The organism is Flavobacterium olei, assembly GCF_039749035.1.
GTDB classification, from domain to species: domain Bacteria; phylum Bacteroidota; class Bacteroidia; order Flavobacteriales; family Flavobacteriaceae; genus Flavobacterium; species Flavobacterium olei.
Map to the genome: position 1 here is coordinate 701614 of NZ_JBDKWC010000003.1, position 24198 is coordinate 725811.

At 35.6% G+C, this 24198-nt stretch carries 16 protein-coding genes; 5 read left to right on the forward strand and 11 right to left on the reverse strand.

The genetic code is table 11. The annotated features are described in order from the left end of the window. The first annotated feature begins 39 nt into the window (after window positions 1-39). Window positions 40-1920 carry a M1 family metallopeptidase gene (locus ABEB31_RS10780; protein ID WP_347051641.1) on the forward strand — a complete coding sequence of 627 codons (1881 nt, stop codon included), beginning with the start codon at window positions 40-42 and terminating at the stop codon, window positions 1918-1920. Window positions 1921-2374: 454 nt separating this feature from the next. Here the strand turns inward: ABEB31_RS10780 and ABEB31_RS10785 are convergent, their stop codons facing one another. Further along, a complete protein-coding gene (locus ABEB31_RS10785) occupies window positions 2375-3313 on the reverse strand; it encodes an L-threonine 3-dehydrogenase (RefSeq protein ID WP_347051643.1) in 939 nt (312 codons plus the stop codon). Between the two features lie 367 nt (window positions 3314-3680). Between ABEB31_RS10785 and ABEB31_RS10790 the strand changes: the two genes are divergently transcribed. The 3 genes from ABEB31_RS10790 to ABEB31_RS10800 all read left to right on the forward strand — a co-directional run bounded on the left by ABEB31_RS10790 (window position 3681) and on the right by ABEB31_RS10800 (window position 8370). After that, a complete protein-coding gene (locus ABEB31_RS10790) occupies window positions 3681-4289 on the forward strand; it encodes a hypothetical protein (RefSeq protein ID WP_347051644.1) in 609 nt (202 codons plus the stop codon). Beyond that, the gene (gene mfd / locus ABEB31_RS10795; protein WP_347051645.1) at window positions 4282-7647 is read left to right on the forward strand and encodes a transcription-repair coupling factor; all 3366 of its coding nucleotides are present in this window, start codon (window positions 4282-4284) and stop codon (window positions 7645-7647) included. The genes ABEB31_RS10790 and mfd overlap by 8 nt, the downstream gene beginning before the upstream one ends. 168 nt (window positions 7648-7815) lie before the next feature. Continuing rightward, window positions 7816-8370, forward strand: coding sequence for a DUF5683 domain-containing protein (locus tag ABEB31_RS10800; RefSeq protein ID WP_347051646.1), 555 nt, complete (start codon window positions 7816-7818; stop codon window positions 8368-8370). 81 nt (window positions 8371-8451) lie between these two features. Here the strand turns inward: ABEB31_RS10800 and ABEB31_RS10805 are convergent, their stop codons facing one another. The 10 genes from ABEB31_RS10805 to ABEB31_RS10850 all read right to left on the reverse strand — a co-directional run bounded on the left by ABEB31_RS10805 (window position 8452) and on the right by ABEB31_RS10850 (window position 22812). Continuing rightward, entirely contained in the window at window positions 8452-10632 is a 2181-nt protein-coding gene (locus ABEB31_RS10805) for a glycoside hydrolase family 97 protein (RefSeq protein WP_347051647.1), read from the reverse strand. A 48-nt stretch (window positions 10633-10680) separates the two neighbouring features. After that, window positions 10681-12063: an alpha-amylase family glycosyl hydrolase gene (locus tag ABEB31_RS10810; protein ID WP_347051648.1), complete on the reverse strand. Its 1383-nt coding sequence runs from the start codon at window positions 12061-12063 to the stop codon at window positions 10681-10683. A gap of 92 nt (window positions 12064-12155) precedes the next feature. Then, the gene (locus tag ABEB31_RS10815) at window positions 12156-13238 is read right to left on the reverse strand and encodes a SusE domain-containing protein (RefSeq protein WP_347051649.1); all 1083 of its coding nucleotides are present in this window, start codon (window positions 13236-13238) and stop codon (window positions 12156-12158) included. 13 nt (window positions 13239-13251) lie between these two features. Further along, a complete protein-coding gene (locus ABEB31_RS10820) occupies window positions 13252-14760 on the reverse strand; it encodes a RagB/SusD family nutrient uptake outer membrane protein (RefSeq protein ID WP_347051650.1) in 1509 nt (502 codons plus the stop codon). Window positions 14761-14768: 8 nt separating this feature from the next. Further along, window positions 14769-17984 (reverse strand): TonB-dependent receptor, encoded by a 3216-nt coding sequence (locus tag ABEB31_RS10825; RefSeq protein WP_347051651.1) that lies wholly within the window; start codon window positions 17982-17984, stop codon window positions 14769-14771. Between the two features lie 188 nt (window positions 17985-18172). Further along, window positions 18173-19351, reverse strand: a complete 1179-nt coding sequence (locus ABEB31_RS10830; protein WP_347051653.1) for a FecR family protein — start codon at window positions 19349-19351, stop codon at window positions 18173-18175. A 288-nt stretch (window positions 19352-19639) separates the two neighbouring features. Next, window positions 19640-20203: an RNA polymerase sigma factor gene (locus ABEB31_RS10835; protein WP_347051654.1), complete on the reverse strand. Its 564-nt coding sequence runs from the start codon at window positions 20201-20203 to the stop codon at window positions 19640-19642. 369 nt (window positions 20204-20572) lie between these two features. Next, entirely contained in the window at window positions 20573-21229 is a 657-nt protein-coding gene (locus ABEB31_RS10840) for a hypothetical protein (protein WP_008466087.1), read from the reverse strand. A 119-nt stretch (window positions 21230-21348) separates the two neighbouring features. Then, window positions 21349-21720: a YraN family protein gene (locus tag ABEB31_RS10845; RefSeq protein ID WP_347051655.1), complete on the reverse strand. Its 372-nt coding sequence runs from the start codon at window positions 21718-21720 to the stop codon at window positions 21349-21351. 192 nt (window positions 21721-21912) lie between these two features. After that, a complete protein-coding gene (locus tag ABEB31_RS10850; RefSeq protein WP_347051656.1) occupies window positions 21913-22812 on the reverse strand; it encodes a S66 peptidase family protein in 900 nt (299 codons plus the stop codon). Window positions 22813-23036: 224 nt separating this feature from the next. On the opposite strand from ABEB31_RS10850, the gene ABEB31_RS10855 reads away from it, so the two are divergent. Next, complete coding sequence (locus ABEB31_RS10855) at window positions 23037-24134, forward strand: endonuclease/exonuclease/phosphatase family protein (RefSeq protein ID WP_347051658.1); 1098 nt, start codon at window positions 23037-23039, stop codon at window positions 24132-24134. The last annotated feature ends 64 nt before the right edge of the window (window positions 24135-24198 follow it).

The following is a 24198-nucleotide window of genomic DNA, read 5'->3' on the forward strand; positions in this document are numbered from 1 at the left end:
AAGGGCTTTTGCTCTTCCATTTTCTATTACATATATACAATGCGAAAAATTATTTTACTTTCATTCCTGAGTTTGGGCTTCAGCTCAGCATTTGCACAAAGCGCTCCCTATTGGCAACAACACGCCGATTACAAAATGGAGGTTTCTATGGATGTAAAAAACTATCAGTATAAAGGAAAACAAGAATTGGTTTACACCAATAATTCTCCTGATACATTGAGAAAAGTATTTTATCATTTATTTCCAAATGCTTTTCAGCCGGGAAGTGAAATGGATGCCCGTCTTCACTTTATAAAAGATCCCGACGGAAGAATGGTAAACAAAGTAAAAGGCGCTGATGGAAAAGATAGTAAACAAAGCCGTATTGAAACGTTAAAGCCAAACGAAATTGGATTTTTAAAAATCACAAATTTGAAACAGGATGGCGCTGTGGCTCAGACGAGAGTTTCAGGAACTATTTTGGAAGTGACTTTAGCGAAACCGATTTTGCCAAATTCTAAAACTACTTTTACACTAGATTTTGATGGGCAGGTTCCCGTACAAGTTCGTCGTTCGGGAAGAAATAATTCTGAAGGAATTGAGCTTTCAATGTCACAATGGTATCCAAAATTAGCCGAATTTGATTTCGAAGGCTGGCATGCAGATCCATACATTGCAAGAGAATTTCACGGAGTTTGGGGTAATTTTGATGTAAAAATTACAATCGACAAAGAGTACACGATTGGTGGGTCAGGATATTTACAAGATAAAAATTCTATTGGACATGGTTACGAAGATGCAGGTGTAACAGTTACTTATCCAAAAAAAGCAAAAACGCTTACCTGGCATTTTATAGCACCAAATGTTCATGATTTTACCTGGGCAGCAGACAAAGAATATGCACACGATATTGTAAAAGGACCAAACGATGTAGATTTGCATTTCTTCTATAAAAATACGCCAAAAGTTGCTGAAAACTGGAAACAATTAGAGCCGCTAATGGTCAAAGTAATGAACTATTACAACCAGAGAGTTGGCGCTTACCCGTACAAACAATATTCATTTATTCAGGGCGGAGATGGCGGAATGGAGTATGCCATGTGTACTTTAATGCTTGGAAACGGAACTTTGGAAGGCATTCTTGGAACTGCGACGCACGAATTAGGACACTCATGGTTCCAACACATTCTGGCATCAAACGAATCCAAACACCCGTGGATGGATGAAGGTTTTACAACGTATATTGAAGATAGTGCTTTAAACGAATTGAAAGGCGATAAAAAAGAGGTAAATCCCTTTAAAGGAAATTATGCAGCTTATTACAGCTTAGTAAATTCAGGAAAAGAACAACCACAGTCAACTCATGGGGATCGTTATGATGAAAACCGTCCATACAGCATTTCATCTTACGTAAAAGGAAGTATTTTCCTTTCGCAGTTAGAATATGTAATCGGAAAACAAAATGTTGATGCAACTTTGCACAGATATTTCAATGATTTCAAATTCAAACACCCAACACCAAACGATATCAAAAGAACAGCCGAAAGAGTTTCCGGAGCAGAATTAGACTGGTATCTTACCGATTGGACGCAAACCTTAAATACAATTGATTACGGAATTAAAGACGTTGCTGATAATTCAGGAAAAACAACTGTAACTCTGGAAAGAATTGGAATAATGCCAATGCCAATCGATTTAAAAGTAGATTACACCGACGGTACTTCTGAAACGTTTTACATTCCGTTAAGAATGATGAATTTCATTAAACCAAATCCAAATTCAAACGAAAAAAGAACTGTTTTACAAGATTGGGCCTGGGCACAACAAAACTATAATTTTACAATTGACAAAACTAAATCAGCAATCAAAAAAATCACCATCGATCCAAGCGGATTAATGGCTGATATTAAAGCTGCAAATAATGTTTTTGAGGTGAAGTAAGCTTCTAATTAGAATATAAAAAAATCCCGTTTAGCATTCTAAACGGGATTTTTTGTTTTTTGAATAATTAGGAGCATAACAAAAGGCATTTTAATAAACATGAGTTCCCGCTCTCGGCTATATCTCGCTGTTGCCCGACGTCGGGCCAGCAAGTATACCGCCTCTATCGGGGCTGGATACAAACAATTGGCTTCTTTTAAACATTTCTCATTTTTGTCATTTCGACTGAAAGGAGAAATCGCACGCGTAAGCCCAAAGATTGTCAATAACTGATATGGAATTTCTGGTGTGATTTCTCCTTTCAGTCGAAATGACAAACTAGTTAAAAAGGCTTTAGCCAAACTCGATAGTTTGGCTAAAGCCTTTCATTTTTTACAATAAAAAACCTCCAGCTAAAGCTGAAGGCAATTGAAATTTTTCATAGAAATATTAAACAATTCTGTTAAAAAGCGATTTAACTCAAATGCTCAATCATATCCTTTGTCATCGTTTCCAGATCAAAAGTATGATTCCACCCCCAGTCCTCTCTTGCAGAACTGTCGTCGATACTTGCCGGCCAGCTATCCGCAATCTTCTGACGGAAATCCGGATTATAAGTAATCTCAAAATCCGGAATATGTTTTTTAATTTCTGCTGCAATTTCAGTTGGTGTAAAACTCATTGCGGCTAAGTTATAAGAGGAATGTATTTTAATTTTCTCAGTCGGAGCTTTCATGATATTAATGGTCGCGTCGATCGCATCATCCATGTACATCATCGGCATTTTAGTTTCTGAAGATAAGAAACATTCATATTTTTTATCAGCAATAGCTTTATAGAAAATATCAACTGCATAATCGGTAGTTCCTCCACCCGGAGGAGTTGACCAGCTGATTAAGCCCGGATAACGAATACTGCGGACATCAACACCGTAAATATTATGATAGTATTCGCACCATCTTTCTCCTGCCTGTTTGCTGATTCCGTAAACTGTTGACGGTTCCATCACGGTATATTGCGGGGTGTTTTCTTTTGGAGTCGTTGGTCCGAAAACAGCGATACTGGAAGGCCAGAAAACTTTTTGTATTTTTTTTGCTTTCGCTAAATTTAAAACATGAAAAAGTGAATTCATATTTAAATCCCAGGCAAAAGCGGGATTTTTCTCGGCAGTTGCAGAAAGGAGTGCAGCCATTAAATAAACGTCGGTAATTTTATGAACTTCAACCAAATGTTCAATCTGGTTAAAATCTAAGGCATTAACCACTTCAAACGGACCAGAATTAACAACATCAGTATTTAGTTTACGAATATCAGAAGCAATTACATTTTCTGTTCCGTACAATTTGCGAAGCTTTTGCGTCAGCTCGGTTCCAATCTGGCCGCACGCGCCAATGATCAATATTTTTGGATTCATTTCCTGATGATTTTTAAAAAGACAAATATAACGTTTTCGCAATTACAACGACTTTTCTGAAGTATAAATTATAAATTCAATAATAAAAAAGTTTGTTCTTTGGGTTTTTCTCTGTCGGAGTGCTTAATTTTCTACCTTAGATAACGCTAAATTTTTATATGGCAGAAAGTTTAGAACCACAAGTTTGCAGATCTTTCTGCACATCTGGCTTTGCGAACTTGCGGTAATTTTTTTTGGAAAGAATTTTTCATCCTTTGATAGGGGAAATCTTTCCAGAAAATCAACTGTAATTTAACGAATTTGTAGCACAAAACAGAATTCGTAATTGTAAAATTACTTCGTAACTTTGTAGCTTAATGTTTTACAAATGAAATATAAAATATCTCTTTTTCTACTTTTAACAATTGTATTATTTTCATGCCAGAGCGATGATGAGAAACGTCGCGCCGAAAATGAAAAAGAAGCAAAAAAGAAAGAAGTTATTTTTAATAATATCAATAAAGGATGGACATTTATTGACGAACCAATTAATGAAATTTCGGAAAGCAAATTAAATTCCTGGGCAGAATGGCGCGATTTTATGAAAGAAATCGGCGATAAGCCAAGAAAAACCATAGGAGCATTTCAGAAAAAATCGGCGGCAATTTCTAAAAAAGCCCTTTTATTAAACAATAATATTCCGGCAGAATTTAATTTACCTGCCATAAGAAGCCGAATTTCTATATTAATTACAAAAATTAAAATGCTGGATTTGTTTATTCATTTAAATAAAATTCCAGATGATAAAGTGGTTTTTCTGGTGCAGGAAATCAATAAAGAATTGATTTCTCTGGAAAGACAAATGGATAAGATTGTCGAAAAAGCCAAAATTCCGAAAGAAGAAGGAGAAGCAGATTTTCTGCGAATGTTAGACACGGCACGTGCCATACCAAATTCAGCACCGCCATTAGATCAAAATATACCAAAAGTTGAGTAAAAACGCCTTATATACAACATACGACAATTTGCCAAAAGCAGCGCAGATTGCTAATAGTTTACTGGAAGGGAATCAGATAAAAATGAATATTAGCGGATTATTGGGATCTGCCGTTTCATTTATTATCCGTTCCGTTTTTAAGAAAACAGAATTGCCTTTTCTGATTGTTTTAGACAATAAAGAAGAAGCGGCTTATTATCTAAATGATTTGGAACAAATGATTGGCGAACAGGATGTTTTGTTTTATCCTGCCTCATTTCGTCGTCCGTATCAAATTGATGAAACAGATAATGCCAATGTTTTACTTCGCGCTGAGGTTTTAAACCGGATCAATTCCAGGAAAAAACCGGCCGTAATTGTTACCTATCCCGAGGCACTTTTTGAGAAAGTGGTTACGAGAAGAGAACTGGACAAAAACACTTTAAAAGTAGCTTTGAACGATAAAATTTCGATTGATTTTATCAATGAAGTTTTGTTTGAATACGAATTTAAAAGAGTTGATTTTATTACAGAACCCGGCGAATTCTCGGTCCGTGGGGGAATTGTCGATGTGTTTTCTTTTTCAAACGACCATCCGTACAGAATAGAGTTTTTTGGAAACGAAGTAGACAGCATTCGTACGTTTGATGTAGAAACCCAGCTTTCAGTGCAAACGCATAAAAAAATCACGATTATTCCAAATGTGGAGAACAAACTTTTTCAGGAAAACCGTGAAAGCTTTTTAGATTATATTGCTGAAAAAACGGTTCTTTTCATCCAAAATACCGAAGGACTTTTTTCTCAGTTAGACAAACAGTTCGTAAGGGCAGAAGAAGCTTTTGAGAAACTTTCAAAGGAAATAAAACATGCCACGCCTGAACAGTTATTTTTAAATCAGGCTTCGTTTATAAAACGTGCTTTGGATTTTTCTGTTGTCGAACTGGCTTCCAGACCGATTTTTAAAACAACTAAAAAATTCGAATTTCATATTCAGCCGCAGCCATCATTCAATAAACAATTTGATCTGTTGCTGAATAATCTGAGCGACAATCATTTTAACGGCTATAAAAATTATTTGTTCTGTTCGAATGAAACGCAGGCGAAACGTTTTCATGATATTTTTGAAACTTTAGACGAAGCCAATTCAGAGAACATCAGAAAACAATATCATACTATTGTACTTCCCTTATATCAGGGTTTTATTGACGAAGAAAATCAGATTACGGCGTATACCGATCATCAGATTTTTGAGCGCTATCATAAATTCAACATCAAAAACGGATATTCTAAAAAACAGAATATTACTTTAAAAGAATTGACTGCGCTTTCTGTAGGCGATTATGTTACGCATATCGATCACGGAATCGGGAAGTTTGGCGGACTGCAGAAAATTCAGGTGGAAGGCAAAACGCAGGAAGCCATAAAATTGGTTTATGCCGACAATGATATTGTCTATGTGAGTATTCATTCGCTGCATAAAATATCCAAATACAACGGAAAAGACGGAACTCCTCCCAAAATATACAAATTAGGATCGAACGCCTGGAAAATTTTAAAACAGAAAACCAAAGCGCGCGTCAAACATATTGCGTTCAATTTGATTCAGCTTTATGCAAAACGACGATTAGAAAAAGGTTTTCAGTTTGCACCGGACAGCTATCTTCAAAACGAATTAGAAAGTTCGTTTATTTATGAGGATACACCAGATCAAACCAAATCGACGGCAGAAGTAAAAGCCGATATGGAAAGCGATCGCCCGATGGATCGTTTGGTCTGCGGTGACGTTGGTTTTGGAAAAACTGAAGTTGCGATTCGTGCCGCTTTTAAAGCCGTAGATAATAGCAAACAGGTCGCGGTTTTGGTTCCGACAACTATTCTGGCGTATCAGCATTTTAGAACTTTTTCGGAGCGATTGAAAGATATGCCGGTTTCTATTGGGTATTTGAACCGATTTAGAACGGCAAAACAAAAAACACAAACGCTAAAAGATTTAGCAGAAGGAAAACTGGATATCGTAATTGGGACGCATCAATTGGTCAATAAAAATGTAGTTTTTAAAGACTTAGGTTTATTGATTGTTGATGAAGAACAAAAGTTTGGTGTAAACGTAAAAGATAAACTAAAAACGATTGCTGCGAATGTCGATACGCTGACTTTGACGGCAACGCCAATTCCGCGAACCTTACAGTTTTCGTTGATGGCAGCACGCGATTTATCGGTAATTACAACACCACCGCCAAATCGTTATCCTATTGAAACAAATGTGGTTGGTTTTAATGAAGAGATTATTCGCGATGCGATTTCGTATGAAATTCAGAGAAACGGACAGGTTTTCTTCATCAATAACCGAATCGAAAATATAAAAGAAGTGGCCGGAATGATTCAGCGTCTGGTTCCAAATGCAAGAGTTGGAATTGGTCACGGACAAATGGACGGCGCTAAACTGGAAGAATTGATGTTAGGTTTTATGAACGGAGATTTTGACGTTTTGGTTGCCACCACAATAATCGAAAGCGGATTGGATGTTCCGAATGCCAACACGATTTTTATTAATAACGCCAATAATTTCGGATTATCAGACTTGCACCAAATGCGTGGTCGTGTGGGACGAAGCAATAAAAAAGCATTTTGTTATTTCATCTGCCCGCCGTATTCGTCAATGACCGAAGATGCCAGAAAACGTATCCAGGCTTTAGAACAGTTTAGCGAACTGGGAAGTGGCTTCAACATTGCCATGAAGGATTTGGAGATTCGCGGTGCCGGAGATTTATTAGGTGGTGAACAAAGTGGTTTCATTAATGAAATTGGTTTTGATACGTACCAAAAAATCATGAACGAAGCGATCGAGGAATTGAAGGAAAATGAATTTAAAGATTTATATCCGGAAGAAAGTGATATCGATACCAAAGAATATGTAAAAGACATTCAGATCGATGCCGATTTTGAGTTATTATTCCCAGATGAATATATCAACAATGTTTCAGAACGTTTGGTTTTATACAACGAATTAGGCGCTATAAAAGACGAAGCCGGTTTACAGGAATTTGAGAAAAAATTAGTAGACCGTTTCGGGCCATTGCCAAAACAAGCTGTTTCTCTATTAAACAGCATTAGAATTAAATGGATTGCAACCAGAGTAGGAATTGAAAAATTAGTCCTGAAACAAGGAAAAATGATTGGCTATTTTGTCTCCGACCAACAATCAGATTATTATCAATCTTCTAAATTTAGACAAGTTTTGAATTTTGTTCAAAAACATGGTAATCTTTGCAAAATGAAGGAAAAACAAACCGTTAATGGTTTACGTTTATTATTGACATTTGATAATGTGAAGTCTATAAAACGTGCTTTGGAGTTGATGGAATTATTTGGGGAGTAAAAGAGTTTTTTCCACCACGAATTCACTAATTAATTAAATCTTATTTAAATATTTGTGAATTCGTGGCGGAAAAACTTTTCTCATATTTAAGTTTTATTTGTATTTTACTTAAGAAAATACTTAGAACTAAAAAGTTTTCTTTGAATCAAATTTTTCAAAACACTTTTTATGCAAAATTACTTTGTTGTTCTTTTCTTATTTCTTGGATTAACTTCAATTTTCGCTCAGGGAAAAGATAAAATTATTTTAAATGATTCATTACAATCAGAAACAATTGATCCGCTTCGTCCTTCAAAAGCGTCATTTTATTCGGCAGTATTACCTGGTTTAGGTCAGATTTATAATAAAAAGTATTGGAAAGTCCCACTGGTTTATGGAGCAATAGGAACAAGTACGTATTTTTATATCGACAATCAAAAAAAATACAATTTGTACAGAGACGAATATAAAAGCAGATTGGAAGGCAAAAAAAGTGATTCAGAATTTCTGGCCGGACTAAGTGAAAGTCAATTGATTTCTGCACAAAAGCAATTTCAGAGAAACAGAGATCTGTCTGCTTTATTTATTGTTGGTTTTTATGTTTTGAATATAATTGATGCGAATGTTGATGCCGCTTTGTCGCAATTTAATGTTAGTGAAAAATTTGCTTTTAAACCTGCATTGAACAGAAACGATATAACCTTAAAAAACGATTTTGGTTTTGCTTTAAATTATTCGTTTTAAAATTAGCCACGAATTGCACAAATTAGCACCAATTAATTCGTGCGAATTCATGCAATTCGTGGCTAAGAAAACCATTTTAATCTATACTTTTTTCAATCCTTTTAAATCTGAAGCATTTCCTTCTTTAATGCTAATGGCAACACCACCGCCCGGAGCTAAATATTGTTTCAGTTTGCTTTTTGAGTTTACAATAACTTTAGTAACCGTATATTTCTGCGGATTTTGTTTCCAGTCTGCTTCTTTAGCGTCAGCATAAATAGTAGCAATGAAGTTTTTTCCGGCAGGTAAATAATCAAAAGTAATGTTGGCTGTTCTTGAGTTTTCATCTGTAATTCCACCAATAAACCATTCGTTTTTACCTTTTGCTTTTCTGGCAATTGTAATGTAATCTCCAGGTTCAGCTTCCAGAATATAACTGTTATCCCAATCTACAGCCACATCTTTGATAAACTGAAATGCATCTGGAAAACGTTCGTAATTTCCCGGAATATCTGCAGCCATTTGCAACGGAGAATACATTGTCACATAATAAGCCAATTGTTTTACCAAAGTCGTATTAACACGTTGGGTACTTCCTGTTCCGTAGTAAGAAAGATCGGTTTGGAAAATTCCCGGCGTGTAATCCATTGGACCTCCCATTAAACGTGTAAAAGGTAAAATTGTAGTGTGATCCGGTGCTAAGCCTCCCATAGATTCAAACTCGGTACCGCGCGCTGATTCCTGAGCAATCCAGTTTGGAAAAGTTCGGTTTAATCCCGTTGGACGAACGGCTTCGTGGCTGTTAACCATAATTTTATAATCGGCAGCACGTTTCGCAACGTTAATGTAATGATTCACCATCCATTGTCCGTCGTGATGTTCGCCACGCGGAATAATCTGTCCTACATAACCTGTTTTTACAGCATCGTAACCGTTGTCATTCATAAATTGGAAAGCACGATCCAGGCGACGTTCGTAATTCGTAGCCGATCCTGAAGTTTCGTGATGCATGATAATTTTTACGCCTTTGGAGTCAGCGTAAGCGTGAACTGCTTTCACGTCAAAATCGGGATAAGCGGTAACATAGTCAAAAACATCTTCTTTCCAGTTGCCGATCCAGTCTTCCCAGCCAATGTTCCAGCCTTCGATCAAAATCGCATCAAAACCATTTTTAGAAGCAAAATCTATGTATTCTTTGGCACGTTCTGTCGTAGCGCCGTGTTTTCCGTTTGGCGTCAATTTAGTAAAATCATCCGTCATTTTAACGTTGTTTTCTTTTCCAAAAGCCCATGTACTTTTCCCTGCAACAAAATATTCCCACCAGATTCCGATATATTTTACTGGTTTAATCCACGAAACATCTTTGTATGAAGTCGGGTCATTCAAATTAAGAATAAGTTTTGAAGCCAGAATATCAGTTGCTTTATCACTTACAACAATCGTTCTCCATGGAGTGTGCCCATCAGTTTGTATATAACCTTTGTTTCCAACAGCATCCGGAGCCAAATGACTTACCATTTTATTGGTTTTAGCATCCAATTCCAAATACATTGCAGGATAATTAATTAATCCTGCTTCGTGAATGTTAATGTACAAACCATCATCCGATTTCATCATGGATGGAGTTTGCACAGATAATTCTTTAATTGGCTGTTGTGCATTGATTTCTATTGTTGCCTTTTTCATCAACGAAGGAATCTCAGAGATTTTAGAAGTCATATACGCATATTCGTTAGTATCATAGTCTCCCGGAATCCAGAAAATTTTATGGTTTCCGGCCAATTGAAATTCTGTACGTTCTTCTTTAATTACAAAATAACTCAAATTATTCTGCTTCGGAAATTCATATCTAAATCCCAATCCGTCGTTGAATAAACGGAAACGAAGACGGATAAATCTATTGTTGTGTTTCGCTTGCGCTAAAGTGACAACCAATTCGTTATAATGATTGCGAATTGTTTTTTCTTCTCCTAAAACCGGATTCCAGTTTTCATCAACAGAAGATTGTGCTGTATTTGTAACAGAAAAACCATCCATAAACGAAGCGTTATTTTGAAGTTCCAGTCCTAGCGAACTTGGTTTAATAACCGGTTTCTGTTTGTATGAAAGTTGGTAAGACGGAATGCCGCCTTCTTTTAATTCAAATTTTAAGGAAAGATTTTTGTCCGGCGAAGTTATTTCTTGTGCCTGAAGCCAGAATGTGGACACAAATACAAAAAATAAAAGCGATGTTTTTTTGCTCAAACGTATTTGAAGCAGTGATTTTTGGGATTGAAAATTCATGTTTATTTTAATTTTGTGCAAATTTAGGTTTTAAAGTTGCTTTAAGTATTAATTTTTCAATACTAAATATTGAAAAGGCTCTAATGTTACATCTGCACCAACTGTTACGGCAGCTCCGCTAAAAGCATCTTTCCAGTTTCCTTTTAAAGTGGCTGGAATTAATTGTTTTACCGTTGAACCGGTTAAATTAGAAAGGACAAAAACTTTTTCTGAATCTTTTACCATCGTAAAGGCACTGACTGCATCACTGCTGTAACCGGTAAATACACCTGTTTTTATAGCGTTGCTTGAGTTTCTGAAAGCAATGATTTTTTTATATTCAGCCAGCATTTCAGTATCTGCAACAGACCAGTCAATTGGGGTTTTTGCGAAATAATTCAACCTTTTATTATAACCAATTTCCTGACCGTTATAAATCATAGGAATCGATTTTAAATAAGCAGCTACAACAAAAGTGGCAATTGATCCTTTTTTGCCTCCAAAAAGTTCCAATGGTGTTCCTTCAGAAAGGTTTACGTCATGATTACTGGTGTATCGAACAACTCTGCTTGTCGGGTCGTAAACATTAGCGTATTCTGTAGCATTTGAATCCTGTATTGTTGTTGCGGGTTTGTTTTCTTTGAATAATTGTTCTATTGTATAAAAGAAATTAAAACCAAAAATATAATCAAAACCAGAAGCAAAGTGATTGTATTTTGAGCCTTCGGCTAACATTAATATTTCCTGATTCTTTTTGATTTTTCTTAATTTAGTGATCGCGTCAGACCAGAAATTATTCGGGACAAAATCGGCATAATCGCATCTGAAACCATCTATGTTTGCGTTGTAAACCCAGTAAGACATAGCATCAATCATGGCATCTTTCATTTCCTGATTGTTGAAGTTTAACTGTGCAACGTCGTTGTAATTGGTTCCCGGCGGAATAATAATATTGCCGCTTGCATCTTGCTGATACCAATTTTTATGTTGTGTAATCCACGCATTATCCCAGGCAGTGTGATTGGCAACCCAGTCTAAAACAACTGCCATATTTTTTTTATGTGCCTCTTCAACCAAAGTCTGAAGATCCTGTAAAGTTCCAAAATCCGGATTTACGGCTTTATAATCTTTAACAGCATATGGAGAACCCAATTCGCCAGTTGCTCTTTCTTTTCCAACAGGATAAATGGGCATTAAATAAATAACATTGGCACCCAATTCCTGAATTTGAGTCAGTCTGTCCTGAACGCCTTTCAGATTTCCAGCCTGACTAAAAGCGCGGATATTTACCTGATAAATGATGGCATCTTCTTTTTTTGGCATTTTATCAAAAGGAGTTCCATATTGTGTATACGGAGATTCCGGAGTTGTGTTGTCATCATCAGAAGAACTGCACGATATGAAAGCTAATGCAAGTACTAAACCGTAAGCGATTTTTATATTGAATTTCATAATTTACTTTTTTATTTTAATGATTGAGAAGTAACCTGCCTTTCGAAGTAAAAAAGGCAGGTAAACTCAAACCAAACTAAACTTATTTTTATTTATTTTTTTGTGATCGTATACGTTAAAGTTGGAGGATATCCGAGACTTGCAGGATCAACATCATTAATTTTCATTGTAATTTCATACGTACCGCCTTCACCAACATAGTGAGCACCGGAATCATCCAGATAAGCGATTCCGTCTGTAGAATTTTTAGATCCGTAATTGATTGTCCAGTTATTATTGAGTCTAAACTTCACATTTCCGGGAACCAAAACGGCAGTTACTTTCCAGGTTTTGGTCTGGTAATCGTAGTTCATAGGTGTACTGTTGTCCCATCCGCCGGCAGTTCCGTCTCCAACAATTCCCCATGAATACGGAGTTGCAGACCATTTTAAAGTATTTAAATTTACTTTGATCTGGAAAGATCCTTCACCAGGAAGCGCAAAATCTTTTGTGCTCATATTGACCATATCCGTGTTTGCAACTCCGGCTCCGTAAAATTGCGCCCAGTTTCTTTCGGTATTCAGTTTAAATACGGGACCATAACCAGGTAAAACAGTAACATAGCCCTGATAAACACCTTTTGCGATTGCTGATAAGGAATTTGCAGTATCTACATTCCATTCTCCCTGATAAGCTCCAGGCATATAAATTTCGCCAAAAACAACACTTTTTTCGTAAGGAGTTATGGTAAGCGTTACCGGATTGGAATAGACTTTACGATCCATAACCGATTCGACACGAACGACCAACTTTCCTTCAACATCTATCGGAAGTCCTAAATCGACAGCAATTTTATTTAATTCCTGACCAATTAAAGTTTTGCTCAAAGCATCTGCACCAACTTCAATTCGTTTAGCTTTCATCCAGGCATTTGCACCGCTTGTATCTCCAACGAGATCAAATTGCAATGCGTAAGTAACAGGCGCTTCAATTGGAAAAGTAACTTCTGGCCATGAGACCAGCAGAACCTGATCGTCTGCAGTCTCTTCTGTTAAAACTATTTTAGTTGATGAAACACTAATTTCCGAAGGGAAACTAACAGCTTTCAATGTCGTTAATTCGGCCTCGCTTTCGCAGGACGAACCCAGAAAAAGCAAACTGCCTAGTATGAGTAATTTACTGATATATTTTTTCATGATCGTTTTGTTTTTAATAACCCGGGTTTTGTTTTAATCCACGATTGGCATCCAAAGCTGAAGTTGGAATTGGGAATAATTTCCTAAAGGCGGGAGAAGCCGGTCTGAATTCGTTGGCTAATAAAAATTTGTCAAAACGAATCATGTCTTGTCTTCTATGGCCTTCCCAGTTTAATTCAAAACCTCTTTCATTATAAATTTCATCAAGCGTTGGATTGTGGTCTAAAGCGGTTAATCCTGCACGAACTCTAATCTGATCGATAAAGGGTTTTGCAGCCGCGGCATTTCCTAAACGTGCGTTACATTCTGCCATCATCAAAATAACATCAGCATATCTGAAGATTGGAAAATCGTTAGAAGCACCTCCGCCGGTTCTTGGCGCAACAGGATAAAACTTCACATTACGCACTCCTGCCTGCGGATCTGCTCCCGGATTGTCTAATGACGCTACTTCAAGTGTATAATTGGTACCGCCTGGCTGTTCTCCAACTAAAAACTGTTTTCTGCGAATATCATTTGCATCATATTTTAAGAAAAATTCTTTAGGCACAATAGTACCATTCCAACCACTATATCCAAATAAAGTCTGAGCGTGTGCTCCATATAGACTTCGAACAGCATAAATATTTCGGGACACCACATCCAGTGTGGCGTAAATTGGTAAGATGGTTTCGTCATCCGGTAATACATCCCCGAACAATTCATAATATTTACTTCCTAACGGATTTGCAGCATCTGCAGCTCCGGAGTGAAGTGTAAATCCACCCTCGGCAACTTTATTGCAGGCTGCTAAAGTTTCATTCCATTTTGGAGTTCCTGTGTACACTTCGGCGTTCAGATATACTTTTGCTAATAAAGTATAACCAGCCCATTTATTGAATCTTCCGTAGTAATTTCCGCCTCTTGTTCCAGACAACAATTCAACGTTTTCAGTTAATTCTTTAACGATAAAATCGTAAACTTCTTTACGGGATGATTGCGGAATTTTATCAACAGTAATATTATTATCGGTGAAGAAAGGAACATCGCCATAATCATCAATCAATAAATAATAAAAGAAAGCTCTCAGCGTTTTTGCTTCGGCAATTTTAGATGCTTCGGCATTTGATTTCTCTAATAAGCTAACCGCTAAATTGGCATTGAAAATAGATTTGTAAAGCCAGTTCCAGGTATTTCCTATAATAAAATCTGTTGGCAGCCACTCGTGTTTGTGCAAACGCGCGAAATCCTGCTGCCAGTCACCAGTATTTCTGTGCGGAATAACCTGTTCATCTGATGACATACAATTCATATCATACCAGCCATTATCTGCACCGGCATAACCAACTCCCGAAGCATTATCTCTGACAAAGTCACCCGGAACTTGAGCATATACACTTGCCAGCGCAATGTCTGCTCCTTCAGGAGTGCCGTAGAAATCTTCTGCAGGATATTTATCGTACACATTTTCGTCAATATCTGTACAACTAAAAAGTGCCAGGAAACATAAGCTTCCTGTTATTACTATATTTTTAATTTTCATGTCTTTTACTATTTAAATTTTACAGTCAAACCAAACGCCACGCTTCTGGTACGAGGATAAATCCCTCTGTCACCTCCAAAGTTATCAGCAGGATTACCACTTCCGCTTACGTTCAGTTCCGGATCGATACCCGAGTAATCTGTGATTAGGAATAAGTTGTTTCCTGTAAGTGAAAGTCTGATAGTATCAATATATTTATCTGTAAAGCGGAAAGTATATCCTGCAGTAAGATTTTCTAAACGAATGAACGAACCGTCTTCTAACCATAAATCGGATCCGTACGGAGAAGTATAAATTCCCTGATCTACAGCACTTGCCAGAACATTCGATTTACCAATATTTTCTAAACGGCTCAAATTTGAACGTAATCCGTTGTAAATTTTATTTCCTCCCGAACCTCTCATTAATAACGCAGCATCAAAATTTTTATAGCGGTAAGATGGATTAAAAGAAAAGGAGTACGTAGGCAAAGCAGAGCCCGCATAATAGCGATCCGGACTTTTAGCACCCTGGTCTATCGTACCATTTCCATCACGATCCAAAACAGTTTCAACGTTATTTTCATTTTTACCGGTATGCTCTAAAATATAAAAGGCTCCAATTGGTTTTCCTTTTACTAAATAAGAGTTTGCAGCTCCCCAGCCAACATAATCGGTATTTAAAGGAACACCATTTATGCTGCCGTTCAAATTAAGGACCTCATTTTTCATGAATGAAACGTTTCCAGCTATTGTAAGTGCACTATTGGCAGATTTAATTACATCATAAGCAAGTGAAACTTCAATGCCTTTGTTGGAAATACTTCCCACATTTGCCTTAATAGTAGGGTAAGGATAAGGCGGTTGAGGTACCGTGTAATCAAATAATAAATTTTCTGTTTTAGAATCATAAACATCAACAGTTCCTCTTAATCGGTTATTTAAAAGTGCAAAATCAAGACCTAAGTTGGTTTGTTTTTTAGTTTCCCACTTCAAATCGGCATTTGCATTTTGAGTAATAATATAATTTGTAATTGGTGAACCACCAAAATAAGTAGTTCCGCCACTTCCTACCAATGATATAGAGTTTTGTGGATAAAGTCCCTGCTGATTGCCCGTTTCTCCATATCCTGCACGCAGTTTTAATTCGTCAAACAAATTTTGATTACGCATAAACGGTTCTTTTTCAATTTGCCAGGCAACAGATGCCGACGGGAAATTACCCCATTTATTATTAACTCCAAATACAGATGAACCATCACGACGAATACTGGCAGTAATTAAATAACGATCTAATAAGGAATAATTTACCCTTCCTAAAAACGACGCTAATGTTCGGTCATTTTTATAAGATTCGATATCTCCGGGACGAATTTTTGTTAAATCTCCTAACTGAAGCGCATTATAAGTAGCATCATCATTTATGAAACCTCTTACTTGTGCAAAATTTCCCTGATACATTTGATTTTGCCATTCGTATAATCCTAATACATTGATGTTATGAATGCCGAAAGTTCTCTTATAGTTAAGACTGAAATTCGTTAGTTTTTCGTTTTGTCTTCTGTTTCTAACATTTCCATATCCATTTTGATCTATGGCATAAGCGCTTGTTGAAGCAACAGGAAGATAATAACCGTCGGTTGTATTTGTTTTTCTCCAGCTTCCAAACCAGTTTGCGGTCAAGCCTTTAGCAAGATCTAAATCGGCTTTTAAACTTGCAAATAGATTATCATTCTCAGCATTATTAGAAACCGTTTGTGCAGTTGCATACGGATTTAAATATTGAAAAACATTCGGATCTGTAAAATAGCTTCCATCTGTATTATAAACAGGATCTGTAGGTCGTACTAAATAGGCGTTTGTTATTAAATTACCCAGATATGCTGCTGTTCCGATACTTTGTATAATACTCGTTGTATTGTTGATACCAGTATTTAAATTAAAAGTCAGTTTTAATTTATCATCCAGTGCCAGTTGCGTTGCCTGGATGCGGCCAATGTATTTTTTATTACTTGAATTAATTACAACTCCATCCTGCATAATAGCTGTTAGTGAAGCTCTGTAATTAAATTTATCTGTACCGCCTCCAAAAGATAACGTATGGGTCTGACTGATTCCCGTCTGCGTTAAAAGCCCGTACCAATCTGTATTCGAACCATGATTTGCAGATGCCGGCACTCCCACGCTTTGTGCGGCAGCCCACCATTCGTCTGCATTTAACATATCCAGCTTTTTCGGAATAAAATCTAAAGAAGTTGAACCGCTGTATTCCATAGTAGTTTTGCCCGCTTTATTCTTTTTTGTTGTAATGATAAGCACACCCGGCGCACCACGAGAACCGTAAATTGCTGTTGCAGATGCATCTTTTAAAATATCAAAACTTTCTATTTCGCTTGGCGGTACTTGATTTAATAAATCCATATTTCCCTGAATTCCATCTACAACCACCAAAGGATCACTTCCTCCAATTAAAGAAGAAACGCCACGAATACGGACGCTTGGTCCATTACCTGGTTCACTTCCTAATTGCGTAATATTTACACCCGCAGCTTTTCCGGCAATCAATTGCAACGGATTAACAATTGCACCCTGATTCATGTCTTTTGCAGCGATGGAAGAAACGGCTCCGGTTACATCTTTTTTAGCAGCAGTTCCGTAACCAACCACTACAATTTCCTGTAGATCAGTAGCATCGGGAAGAAGCTGAATGTTGATTACGCTTTGGTTGGCCACAACCTTTTTTTCTTTGTAACCTACAAAAGAAACAATAATTACAGACTGGCTGCTTTCGACAGTGAGTTTGTATTTACCGTCGAAATCGGTCACCATTCCGTTTTTTGTTCCTTCTTCAATTACAGAAGCTCCCGGTAACGGCATACCATTTTCGTCGGTGATAATACCGGAAACCGTTTGCTTTTGAAATTCGGTTTTTACCTGTGTTTTGAGTTCGGGTTTTTTAAGGATAATCTGTGTGTCACGAATTTTGAATTCGGTAGGAGTTCCTTTAAAAAGTCTCTCCAAAACAACATATATAGACTGATCTTTTACAGAAATTGAAACCGTTCGGTCCAGATCGATGTCGTTAAGTTTGTAAATAAATCTAAAGTCAGTTTTTTGCTCAATGGTCTCAATAACCTTTTCGATTGTTGAATTGTTTAATTCCAGAGTAACTTTTGTCTTTTGGGCATAAGTATTCCCTCTGATATTAAACATGGCGACCAAAATAAGTAGTGTAGTTAATTTCAATTTTAGGTCATTTTGGAACAATGAGTATAGAAACCCATTATTCTTAGATTTTTTTTTCATAATTTTGTTAATTGATTGTAGTTAATTCGTTATATTCAATCACTTAGTAAATCGGAAATTGTTCGCAGCTCTTTCCGATTTTTTTATTCTAGTACTTTTTTTTCCTCATAGAATTTCATTGGTTTTGGTTATTTAATTAGTATTTGATTGTTTTTTATAGTGTACTGAATGCCATGAATGTCATTAAAATAACTCATTACATTTTCTATAGATTCTTCTTTAAAACTGGCGTTAAATTTCTCGTTTGCCAGTTTTTCATTTTTATTGATAATGGTTACGTTATAACGTCTTTCTAATTTGGTAATAATGTTTTTGAAAGTCATATTTCTAAAAGTCAGTCCGCCATCAATCCATGAAGTGTAGATATCTGTTATAACAGCTTTAGTCGAAATTTTAGCATTTCCTTTGTTGAAGCTTCCCTTGAAACCAGGTTTTAAAATCGTGTTTTTTGCCGCATCAAATTCTGTGTGAGATTCGTACATTCCAACAGAACCTTCAACCAAAACAACATCTGTAGCAGCATCTTCAGGATAGTTTGAAACATTGAAATGTGTTCCCAAAACGCGAACATTTAATTCGTCTGCATTTACAATGAATGGATGTTTTTTGTCCTTAGCGACATCAAAAAAAGCTTCACCATCCAAAAAGACTTGTCTGTTTTCTCCAGTGATAAATTTCACAGGATATTTTAAAGTTGTTCCAGAGTTTAGATGCACAAATGTGCCGTCAGATAATTGAAGACGAAATTTTTTTCCGTATGGAATTTTAATCGTGTTGTAAACCAGTTTTTCAGGATTAGAACTGTTTTCATAAACTAATTTATCCCCATTTTGATTTCCAACAATATTTCCTTTTGCATCTTTAACCTGAGATGAATTTTGTTCAGAGATAATTTGAGCCTCTCCGTTTTCTAATTGCAGGACAATGTCGGAACTTTTAAAATCGAATTTTTTTTCAACAGGTTTGTCTACTAAATTTTGTTTGTAGAAAAAGCCGATTCCCAATAAAATAATTATAGAAGCAGCAATCGAAATGTATTTTCTGTAATTTGTTTTTCTTGCAGGCATTTCAATAACAGATTCTTTTTCTTTTGCATCTGCTAATATATTATTGAAAATAGTATCTGCGATTTGCCTGTCCATTTTTGGCATTTCATCCAAAAGATTCTGTACTTCTTCTACAGTTGGAAATTCGTCTGTAAGCTGATTATTTTTATAATAAGCAATTACTTCTTCCGTTTCTTCTGGAGTACATTTATTTTGAACAAATTTTTGTAAAAGCGTTTTTATTTCAGAATTTGAATTCATTACGAATTAATTTATTTGGAGGTTCTGAATATAATACAGCCGAAAACGATTGAAGTACTACTCAAATCTTGGAAATTTTTAAAATTTAACATTTAATGGTTTTAATGAAAATTTAAATTGCTGATTTTCAATGTATATGTCTATTTGGAAATCGGAAAAAAAATCTTTGTCAAAGTTTTAAACTTTGACAAAGATGAAACGCAAGATTACGGAATGGCAATTCGTAGAATTAATATCAAAAAAAAAATCACTCCGAAGAGTGATTTAATGGCATTATTGTGGTTTTGGTTAGATAATTTCATCGTGAAGTTGAAAAAAGCCGCGCATCGATTCGAGCGCTTTACTCATTTGGTTCCGGACCGTGTTTATCGAGATTCCGAGTTCCTGACTTATTTCTTCGTAGCTCATTCCTTTTTTTCGGGACATTTTAAAAATCTGCCGTCGTTTGGGAGGAAGCTGTTTTATAGCTTGCTTTCGGAGTTTTTTGCAATCGGCTTCCCGAATGGCATAATCTCCGTGTTCGTGTGATTTCTGACTTTCATAAAAAACAGCTTCTTTTAAAAGAATTTCATTTGCTGCTTTATTCAAAACATTAAAAGCCTGATTTCTTGCAATCGTAAAAAGATAAGCCTTAAAAGATTGTTCTGTATTCAGACTTTCCCGATTGAGCCAGACTTTCATAAAAACATCCTGCACATTTTCTTCCGCCGCTTCTCTTGATTTTAAAAGACTAATACTGTAACCATAAATATCCTGGTGGTATAAATCAAAAAGTTGACGAAAAGCTTTTTCGTTACCATTTCTGAGTTCACTTACCAATAATTTTTCACTATGGCTGGCAGCTTCTAACAATTTAATTCGCTTTATTTTAATTCCAGGTATTAAACTATCAAAGATTAAGTCTTTAAATCTGACTTCATGGCAAATATATAAAAATATTATTCGCAACAAATTATATATAAAAAAACTTAATTCGGATTTTTTGTTAGTTTTTTATGTTGATGAGTCAAAAACCGCCCGCAAGTCGCTTTTTTACAAGTAAGTGTTATAATGACGCTTTCACTAATTATAATTTTTGTTTTGAATTTTACTTTTGAGAATATTCTTATTTGTCAGATATGAGTTGGGAATACTGATAAAAAGAAATCCTTTTATCTTATAAGAAAAAGACAAAAGGATTTATGAAAAAGAATCATATTGATTCGTAAAATGGCTGTTTAGTTAGTTTTTCAGATCTTTAATTACTTTAAAAGCAACATCAACCTGATCTTCTCCAACAAGAATTGTAAATTCATTCGAAGTAGAAATAACTTCATTAATAATAATTCCTTCCCAGGCTAAACGCTGGAAAATGAAGTAATAAATACCAGGAACAACAATATTTTCTTTTGGTAATTTTACTGTAATAGAAGCCAGATTATCCAGTTTCTGTATTAGTTTTTCTCTCATAAAGTGTTTTTCAACAAGATGATTCACACTACTGCTGACAACGATATTGGTTTCGTTTACACCACGCGAAGAGGTATAAAAAATATCCGATAAAGCATTAATATCAGAGATTAAATCTGCCTGCTTGTTTAAGACCGTTTCAGACGCTGCAAAAGTATAATCGGTAAGTTCAGAGCGAACGGTAATTTCACCAATATTTTTAATTACCTTATTAATTTTGTGGTTTAATTTGAAATCCAGTTCTTCTGTAAGACGTTTTAAAGACATTACAACAGCCCCTTGTTTTACTTCTTTGCCAAACTCACTTTCCAATTCGGTCATAATATTTCGCGAAAGTGAAGTCAGGTTAATAATTCCGAGGGATAGGGCATTTAATAAAAATGGTTTTGTTTTAATGTAGTTTTCTACAATAGAAGAAACAGTTTTCATAATTCGTTTTTTTTTTTTTTGTATTCGGTTGGTTGTTAATTTAACATTGCGATGTTATAAATCTTTGCAAATATAAATAAAAAAACAAATTGTTACAATTATAACAATAAAAATTTATGTTAAAAGTGATAAAAAGCATCAGTAAGATGTTCAATTGCAAAGGATTCCCCGTTTTTATGGATCGCTACAATGTCAAAACGGATTTCACAATCATCAGCAAAATCCTTTTCCCTATCGTTTATGTAGGCATTTACTGCTTTAATTAGTAATTGAATCTTTTTTGGCTTCACAAAATCTTGCGGAGCTCCAAAATCCAGACTGGATCTTGTCTTTACTTCTATAATTGCCAAAGTGGATTTTTTTTGCGCAATGATATCAATTTCGGCTTTTTGAAACTCCCAGTTTCTTTCCAAAATTTTATAACCATTTTCTTCAAGATGAGCGGCCGCGAGATCTTCGCCTAACTTTCCCAGATCGTTATGTTCTGCCATAATTTTTTGTTTTAAAGTTTCAAGTTTCAAGTTTCAAGTTTCAAGTTTCAAGTTTCAAGTTTTTGAATCTTAAAATAATTTGAGTTATCTGCATGCAAAGACGCGAAGTTGCAAAGTGTATTCAAAACTTTGCGACTTCGCGTCTTGCGAGATTTTACGTGGTATTTAAATCTTCCTTAGGAAGAGATTATTTTATCTTTTAAAAGTAAGCGTGCTTCCTGTTGCTGTAACTTCCATAGAAACTGTATTTCCCATAATTAAGGCTCTGTTGTCTCTAATATGTCCGGCTGGAAAATTGAAAATTACCGGGATATTATATTTTTTGGTAACGTCGTCGATAATTTCCAAAGCATTTTTTCCCCACGGAACTTCATTGTCTTTCATGCTTGTCATTCCGCCAATAATAATTCCTTTAAGATTTTCAATGCATCCGTTTCTTTTTAAATTCATCATCATACGATCAATATGATAAAGATATTCGTCTAAATCTTCAATAAATAATATTTTATCTCTGCAATCAATCGCAGAAGGAGATCCCAATAAACTATATAAAATCGATAAATTTCCACCGACTAATTCTCCCGTTGCATTCCCTAAACGATTCATCGGCGTTGGACTGATAGAGTAGGAAACAGGTTCGCCAAATAAACTTGCTTTAAGAGAACTTACCGCTTCAGGTGTTGCTCTGGGAACCGTTACGGGCATAATTCCGTGTAGCGATTTATAACCCATAGTATTTAAGTGATTGTGCAAAACTGTAACATCACTGAAACCAATAATCCATTTCGGATGCTGTTTGAACTTGGTAAAATCCAACAAATCCAACATTCTCACCGTTCCATAACCGCCACGAACACACCATATTGCTTTAATATTTGGATTGTCTAACTGTTTTTGAAAATCAGCAGCTCTTTGCTCGTCAGTTCCAGCCAATTGGTGATAATCCAATCCGATTGTTGATCCCACAACAGCTTCAAGTCCCCAGCTGTGCAATAAGTCTATAGTAGGTTTCAAATTGTCATCAATATTTTTTCTTGCTGTTGCTAAAAGTGCTACAGTATCTCCTTTTTGTAAATAAGGTGGTGTTATCATGTTTTGTTGAGATTGACAGGTAAATGATTGTAAAGCAAAAATAAGAAATGCGATTTTATGAAAGTTAAAGATGTTTTTACTATTTAAAAGGTTTTTCATGATATTCTGCTTCTTTTCAATTGGTATGAAGAACAAATATAAAGATTTTAGATTTTAATTTTATTTGAATTTTCTTACAATTAAATAAAATGATTAAATTGTCATTTTTTTAAAACGTAAAATACATGCAGTTTATTAGATTTTATTTTTTCGCTATTTCAATTCTTTGTTCATTCCAAATTTTTTCACAATCCAAAAAATATAAAATACATACTGTCGCATTTTACAATTTGGAAAATCTTTACGACACTATTGATGATGCTTTCACAAATGATGACGAATGGACACCCAACGGAGCACAGCATTGGACAACCGAAAAATACGATCAGAAATTAAAAAATTTGGCACGAGTATTATCAGAAATTGGCAAGCCGGAAAATTCCAATTCGCCAACATTAATTGGAGGTTGCGAAATAGAGAATCGGGGTGTTTTAGAAGATTTAATAAAAGAGCCGCAATTACTACAACTAGATTTAGGCATTATTCATTTTGATTCTCCTGATAAACGTGGAATCGACGTTGCTTTGCTTTATCAGAAAAAGTATTTTCGACCGGTATCCTTTTCAAATATTCCTCTAATTATTTATAAAAACAATCTGCTCCACAAAGAAGAAGATTCAGAACAATTAGATGAAGAAACAGAAGTTAAAAAAGAGAATAAAAATCGTGTTTTTACAAGAGATCAGCTTTTGGTTTCGGGATTTTTAGAAAATGAAGAAATTCATATTATTGTCAATCACTGGCCGTCCAGATCTGGAGGTGAAAAAGCTACCAGTGCATTTCGTGAGGCGGCTGGACAACTGAACCGAAAGATTATCGATTCGCTGCAGCAAATTAATCCTTTGGCAAAAGTATTAACAATGGGTGACTTTAATGACGGTCCACTTAATAAAAGTATAAAAACGGGGTTAGGAGCAAAAGGGAGAAAAGCCGAATTACCAGAATTCGGTGTTTTCAATCCGTTTGAAGATTTGGCCAATAAAGGAATGGGAACAATTGCTTACCGCGATTCGTGGAATATTTTTGATCAGATCATTATGACCGGATCTTTAGTCACATCTGACTTTTCAACGTATAATTTCTGGAAAGCCGGCATTTTCAATAAACCTTATTTAATTCAGAATTCCGGACCTTATAAAGGTTATCCGCTAAGAAATACGATTGCTCAGGCAGGATTTAGCGATCACTTTCCAGTTTATATTTATTTAATAAAAGAGTTTTAATGCAAAGCTTCAATTTAGTGCATCTAATCTCGTTTGGAGTGATATTTAAGAAACTGAATAAGCA